The following is a 5,901-nucleotide window of genomic DNA, read 5'->3' as shown; positions in this document are numbered from 1 at the left end:
GGTTTATATTGTTTTATTGGCATAGTTTCAATCCAAGGAGAAAGGAGATTTTCAATCGTGCAACTAAAGAAAGCATTTTGGAAGTTGGCTTCGCTTCTTCCGTTATCATTAGTTCTGTTCCTCGGTGGCTGTGATAAAAAACTAGCAGTATTAAACCCGCAAGGACCTGTTGCAAAGGCACAGTATGATTTAATTGTTTGGTCATTCTTGCTTATGTCATTAATTATCGCAATTGTATTCATCTTGTTTACAGTCATCTTGATTCGTTATCGTGAAAAACCAGAGAATATGGACTATGAGCCACCTGATCAACACGGTAACACATTATTAGAAATCATTTGGACGATTATTCCTGTTATTATCGTTATCGCATTATCGATTCCAACAGTTAAAGCAACTTATGCTTCGGAAGAGGTTCCGCAAGAGTCCAAACATATTAAACCAGTTGAAATTTATGTTACATCTGCAAACTGGAAATGGTTATTTAGTTACCCGGAGGAAAAAATTGAAACCGTTAACTATTTAAACATCCCAGCTGGTGTACCAATTCAATTTAAACTGACTTCTGTAGGTCCAATGAATGCTTTCTGGGTACCAGAACTTGGTGGTATGAAGTATACAATGGATGGCATGATCATGGACTTATATTTACAAGCTGACAAACCAGGTTCTTACCTAGGTCGTAGCTCGAACTTCTCTGGTGAAGGATTCACTCACATGGAGTTCGAAGTTGAAGCAAAAACAAAAGAAAAGTATGACAAGTGGGTAAAAGAAGTACAAGAAACTGCTCCTAAACTAACAGAAGATAAGTACAACGATATTGTTAAACCTGGTGTAGTTGGTCGTATGACATTCTCTAGTCATCACTTAAGTTATGTAGATCCAAAATCACTTGAATATTGTGATTACAACTACTACAAAAACAAAAAATAATAGCTATTATTCCAACAGATTGGAGTGAACACAGTGAAGCTTGATGAATTTTTTGTCACAGGTGACCCGATTATTTACGGAGCTGACGCATCTATCGTTCTTGTGACATTAGCGATTCTTTTCGTACTAACAAAGTACAAAAAATGGAGATGGCTTTGGGATGAATGGTTAACAACTGTTGACCATAAAAAAATAGGAACCATGTATATTATCTCTGCCGTTATAATGTTATTCCGTGGTGGTATGGACGGTTTAATGATTCGTGCCCAGTTAACATTCCCAGATACAACATATTTAAACGCTGAACACTATAACGGAATCTTTACAACACATGGTACAGTTATGATTCTTTTCATGGCGATGCCATTCGTTCTAGGATTAATGAACGTCGTTGTACCATTACAAATTGGTGCTCGTGACGTTGCATATCCGTTCTTAAATGCTTTAAGTTTCTGGTTATTCTTTATTGGAGCAATGTTATTCAACATCGCTTTCGTAATCGGTGGTTCTCCAGACGCTGGGTGGACTTCTTACTTCCCAATGGCGGGTACAGAGTTTACTCCTGGTGTAGGAAATAACTTCTACGCAATCGCCTTACAGATTTCAGGTCTTGGTACGTTAATGACAGGTATTAACTTCCTAGTTACTATTTTAAAAATGCGTACACCTGGAATGAAATTAATGAAAATGCCAATGTTTACATGGTCTATTTTAATTACATGTGTAATCATTATTTTCGCTTTCCCAGTATTAACAGTAGCTCTTGCATTAATGACATTTGACCGTCTATTTGATGCTCACTTCTTTACGATGGCGAGCGGCGGTATGCCAATGCTCTGGGCCAACTTGTTCTGGGTATGGGGTCACCCTGAAGTATATATCGTTATTTTACCGGCATTCGGTATTTTCTCTGAAATCATTAGTACATTCTCACGTAAACGTCTATTCGGTTACAGTGCGATGGTATACTCAATGGTTGCAATTTCTTTACTAAGTTTCGTCGTATGGCTTCATCACTTCTTCACGATGGGTGCAGGTCCAGCGGTTAACTCGTTCTTCTCGATTTCGACAATGGCGATTTCGATTCCAACCGGTGTTAAAATATTTAACTGGTTGTTTACGCTGTATAAAGGACGTATTCGTTTTACAGTTCCAATGCTTTGGTCATTGGCATTTATTCCAAACTTCGTAGTTGGTGGAGTTACAGGGGTTATGCTTGGAATGGCAGCAGCTGATTATCAATACCATAACAGCTACTTCCTAGTCGCTCATTTCCACTACGTATTAATCGCAGGTACAGTATTCGCTATGCTTGCTGGATTCACATTCTGGTATCCAAAAATGACAGGTCATATGCTAAATGAACGCCTTGGTAAATGGACATTCTGGATCTTTATGAGCGGATTTAACATCTGTTTCTTCCCAATGTACTTCCTAGGTTTAGATGGTATGACTCGTCGTATGTACACTTACTCTGAAAGCCTTGGATGGGGTTGGTTGAACCAAATCGCATCTGTCGGCGCAGTAATGATGGGTATCGGATTCGTAATTCTTTGTTACAACGTAATTTGGAGTGCACGTCACGGTGAACGTGACACAACTGGAGATCCATGGGATGGCCGTACACTTGAATGGGCAACTCACTCTCCTGTACAACATTACAACTTCGCGAAACTTCCTGAAATTAAAGAAGCTGATGCTTTCTGGTTCATGAAAAAACGCGGAGAAACAATTACACCAACAGCAGATGAATTAAAACCAATTCACATGCCAAGTAATTCTGGTGTGCCTATTATTATGTCTGCATTCTTCGGTCTTGCAGGTTTTGCATTAGTATTTAGCTGGTTCTGGATTGCAGCAATCGGTGGTATTGGTATTTTAGGTTGCTTAATCTATCGTTCATTCGATTATGATGATGGCTACTACGTAAGCATTGAAGAAATTAAAGAAACAGAACATATAGCATGAGAGGTGAAATGACATGGCGGCTTTAGATAAAAGCTTACCTTTGGAATATCAATCTGAACAAAGCAGATTGAATATCCTAGGATTCTGGATTTTTCTTGGGGCTGAAATTATGCTGTTCGCAACACTTTTCGCCTCTTATCTAGTCCTTGCTGGTCGTACGGCTGATGGCCCAACACCAGCGCAATTGTTTGAAGTTAAAACACTTTTAATTCAAACACTGTTACTTTTAACAAGTAGTTTTACATGTGGTATCGCAATTCACGAAATGCGTAAACACAATCAAAAAGGAATGTTAGCTTGGTTTATCCTGACTTTACTTTTAGGTGCAGGCTTCCTATTCTTTGAAATTGAAGAATTCATTTTGTACGTTGGTGAAGGCGCAACTATTCAAACAAGTGCTTTCTTATCTGCATTCTTCGTTCTTCTTGGAACGCATGGTGCCCACGTAACAGGTGGTATCATTTGGGCAACTTGTGTTATTATCCAAATTTTAAAACGAGGTTTAACACCAGTTACAGCTCGTAAAGTATTTATTATCAGCTTATACTGGCATTTCCTTGATCTTGTTTGGGTCTTTATTTACACACTAGTTTACTTGAACGGGATGGTGGCGTAAATGGATCAAAATAACAATCAAGCAAATGCGCATAGCGGATTCCCATGGTCACACGTTTTCGGATTTATTTTATCGCTTGCACTAACGTTTCTAGCGTTATACGTGGCACTTTACACAAACCTGCCACTTTCAACGATATTAACAACTATCATCATCATGGCAGTTGCGCAAGCGTTATTACAATTAATTATGTTCATGCACTTAAAAGAAGGAGAAGGAAGCATTCAAATCCTTACAATGATATACAGTTTCTTCGTTGCAATTGCAACAGTTGGTCTTACTGTATGGATTTTCTTCTCAATGTAATTTGCATGAAAAAGACTGCTGAGATTCCTCGGCAGTCTTTTTTTATTCTCTCCCCCTATTACATCCACATTACGGAATTAACAACAAAATCATGAAAAATATACTTATTATGACAAATGTTAAGAAAACTCTTTCTTTATGAAATCGAATCCATATGCGTTGCTTTTCTACCTATTATATGGCTAAATAGGTACTATATTTATTTGAAGGGAGAGAACGCAGTGGAACATCATTCTTCTGTTCTATCACTGATGGTTGTTGTCGCAATCACGTTTTTCGTTCCCCTTTTGTTACAGCGCTTTAAATTAAAAGCACTTCCTGTCGTTGTTGCAGAAATTATCGCAGGAATCTTTGTAGGTAAAAGTGGATTTAACATCATTGAGCCAGATATGTGGCTTCAAGTCTTATCAACACTAGGGTTTATCTTCCTAATGTTTTTAAGTGGTTTAGAAATTGACTTTTCGATCTTTAAGCAAAAAGGGAAAAAGAATACGACAAACGAACCAAACACATTCCAAGCAGCAAGCATTATCTTCTTATTTATTTTCATTTTATCTTATGCCCTATCATTACTATTCGTATGGCTAGGATTCGTAGACAATGCAATGTTCATGACTTTAATTATTTCAACTATTTCTTTAGGTGTCGTTGTGCCCACATTAAAAGAAAATAACTTAGGAAAAACCGCAATCGGGCAAATCATTTTATTAGTCGCTGTTATTGCAGACTTAGTTACAATGATTTTACTCGCGGTATTCGTCGGATTAAATTCCGAAAGTGGCCAAAGTATGTGGCTTCTACTTCTTCTATTCGGTGCTGGTATTGTAATTTACTTTGTCGCAAGACGTTTTAAAAATATTCCATACCTAGAAAGCCTAAAAGCCGGTAGTGTACAAATTGATACACGAGCTGTTTTTGCACTCATCTTAATATTAGTTGGATTATCTGAATCTGTTGGGGCAGAAAATATTTTGGGAGCCTTTTTAGCAGGTGTACTCGTATCTTTATTATCACCAAATGAAGATATGGTTGAAAAACTTGATTCCATCGGATATGGTTTCTTCATCCCTATTTTCTTCGTAATGGTTGGTGTAAATCTAGAAGTATGGTCTATTTTTAAAGAGCCTTCTAGTATGCTAATGATCCCAATTCTAATTGTGGGACTCTTTATTTCAAAACTGTTGCCATCACTCGTCTTACGAAAATGGTACCCACGCAATATCGTACTCGGAAGTGCCATTTTGTTAACATCAACACTTTCTTTAGTTATTGCGGCTGCACAAATCGGTGAAAAGCTAGGCATCATTAGCCCAAGTTTATCAGCATCTCTTATTTTAAGCGCAGTTATTACTTGTATTTTTGCACCTATATTATTTAACAAGATGTTTCCAAAAGTGGAAACACCAAAACCGAAAGTATCTATTATTGGTGCAAGCAGAATTACCCTTCCGCTATCACTTGATTTAAAACGTGAAGAGTATGACGTAACACTATATATGATACGTCAAAATAAAATAAATGATGAGGAAGCGAAATCTCATGACTTCCCTATTGTAAAATTAGATGAGATTACTATTCAATCTTTAATGGAACAAAAAGCTTTCGAAGCAGACCGTGTTGTTGTTGCGACAAGTGATGATGAACAAAACTTATTATTAGCAGAACACGCAAAAGAATTAGGTGTTGAACACGTCATCGCAAGTGTAGAAGATCCCCTTCTACAAGAAAAGGCGACTCAAGAACATATCGCTGTATTCTCGACTATTAACTCTACACGTATTTTATTACGTGCACTTATTGATAAACCGAGTCTCGTTCGCTTAATTACAACAGCAAATGAAACAGTACGTGAGGTTGAACTACGAAGTAATAAATATAACGGCTTAGCACTTCGTCGCCTTCCGTTTTTAGGTGATGTACTTGTCATTCAAATTTACCGCGGTAATAAAGCTTTAATACCACATGGTGATACGAAGTTACAACATGGCGATACTTTACTTGTAACGGGTTCAAAAGAACATATTGATACAATGAAAAATATATTAGAGTAGAAAAATGCCCCTCACATAAATGAGGGG

5 protein-coding genes are annotated in these 5,901 nt (G+C 37.5%); all 5 read left to right on the top strand.

All coding sequences use genetic code 11. The features are described from left to right. Positions 1–57 precede the first annotated feature (57 nt). Positions 58–933: a cytochrome aa3 quinol oxidase subunit II gene (qoxA, locus tag AB3X48_RS16545; protein WP_002159258.1), complete on the top strand. Its 876-nt coding sequence runs from the start codon at positions 58–60 to the stop codon at positions 931–933. A 33-nt stretch (positions 934–966) separates the two neighbouring features. Next, the gene (qoxB, locus tag AB3X48_RS16540) at positions 967–2,901 is read left to right on the top strand and encodes a cytochrome aa3 quinol oxidase subunit I (RefSeq protein ID WP_002159259.1); all 1,935 of its coding nucleotides are present in this window, start codon (positions 967–969) and stop codon (positions 2,899–2,901) included. A gap of 13 nt (positions 2,902–2,914) precedes the next feature. Next, positions 2,915–3,517, top strand: coding sequence for a cytochrome aa3 quinol oxidase subunit III (gene qoxC / locus AB3X48_RS16535; RefSeq protein ID WP_002029841.1), 603 nt, complete (start codon positions 2,915–2,917; stop codon positions 3,515–3,517). After that, on the top strand, positions 3,518–3,823 hold the full coding sequence (qoxD, locus tag AB3X48_RS16530; protein WP_002159260.1) for a cytochrome aa3 quinol oxidase subunit IV: 306 nt from the start codon (positions 3,518–3,520) through the stop codon (positions 3,821–3,823). Between the two features lie 221 nt (positions 3,824–4,044). Continuing rightward, a complete protein-coding gene (locus AB3X48_RS16525; protein WP_367959744.1) occupies positions 4,045–5,874 on the top strand; it encodes a monovalent cation:proton antiporter family protein in 1,830 nt (609 codons plus the stop codon). The last annotated feature ends 27 nt before the right edge of the window (positions 5,875–5,901 follow it).

It is taken from the genome of Bacillus sp. S4 (assembly GCF_040838205.1).
GTDB lineage: Bacteria > Bacillota > Bacilli > Bacillales > Bacillaceae_G > Bacillus_A > Bacillus_A cereus_U.
Note: the sequence above shows the minus strand (reverse complement) of the source record. Positions and strands in the feature narration are given on the sequence as shown.

Bases quoted from the DNA above. Each gene is read 5' to 3' on its own strand.
- qoxC (WP_002029841.1), top strand. From the start codon at position 2,915: ATGGCGGCTTTAGATAAAAGCTTACCTTTGGAATATCAATCTGAACAA.
- qoxD (WP_002159260.1), top strand. From the start codon at position 3,518: ATGGATCAAAATAACAATCAAGCAAATGCGCATAGCGGATTCCCATGG.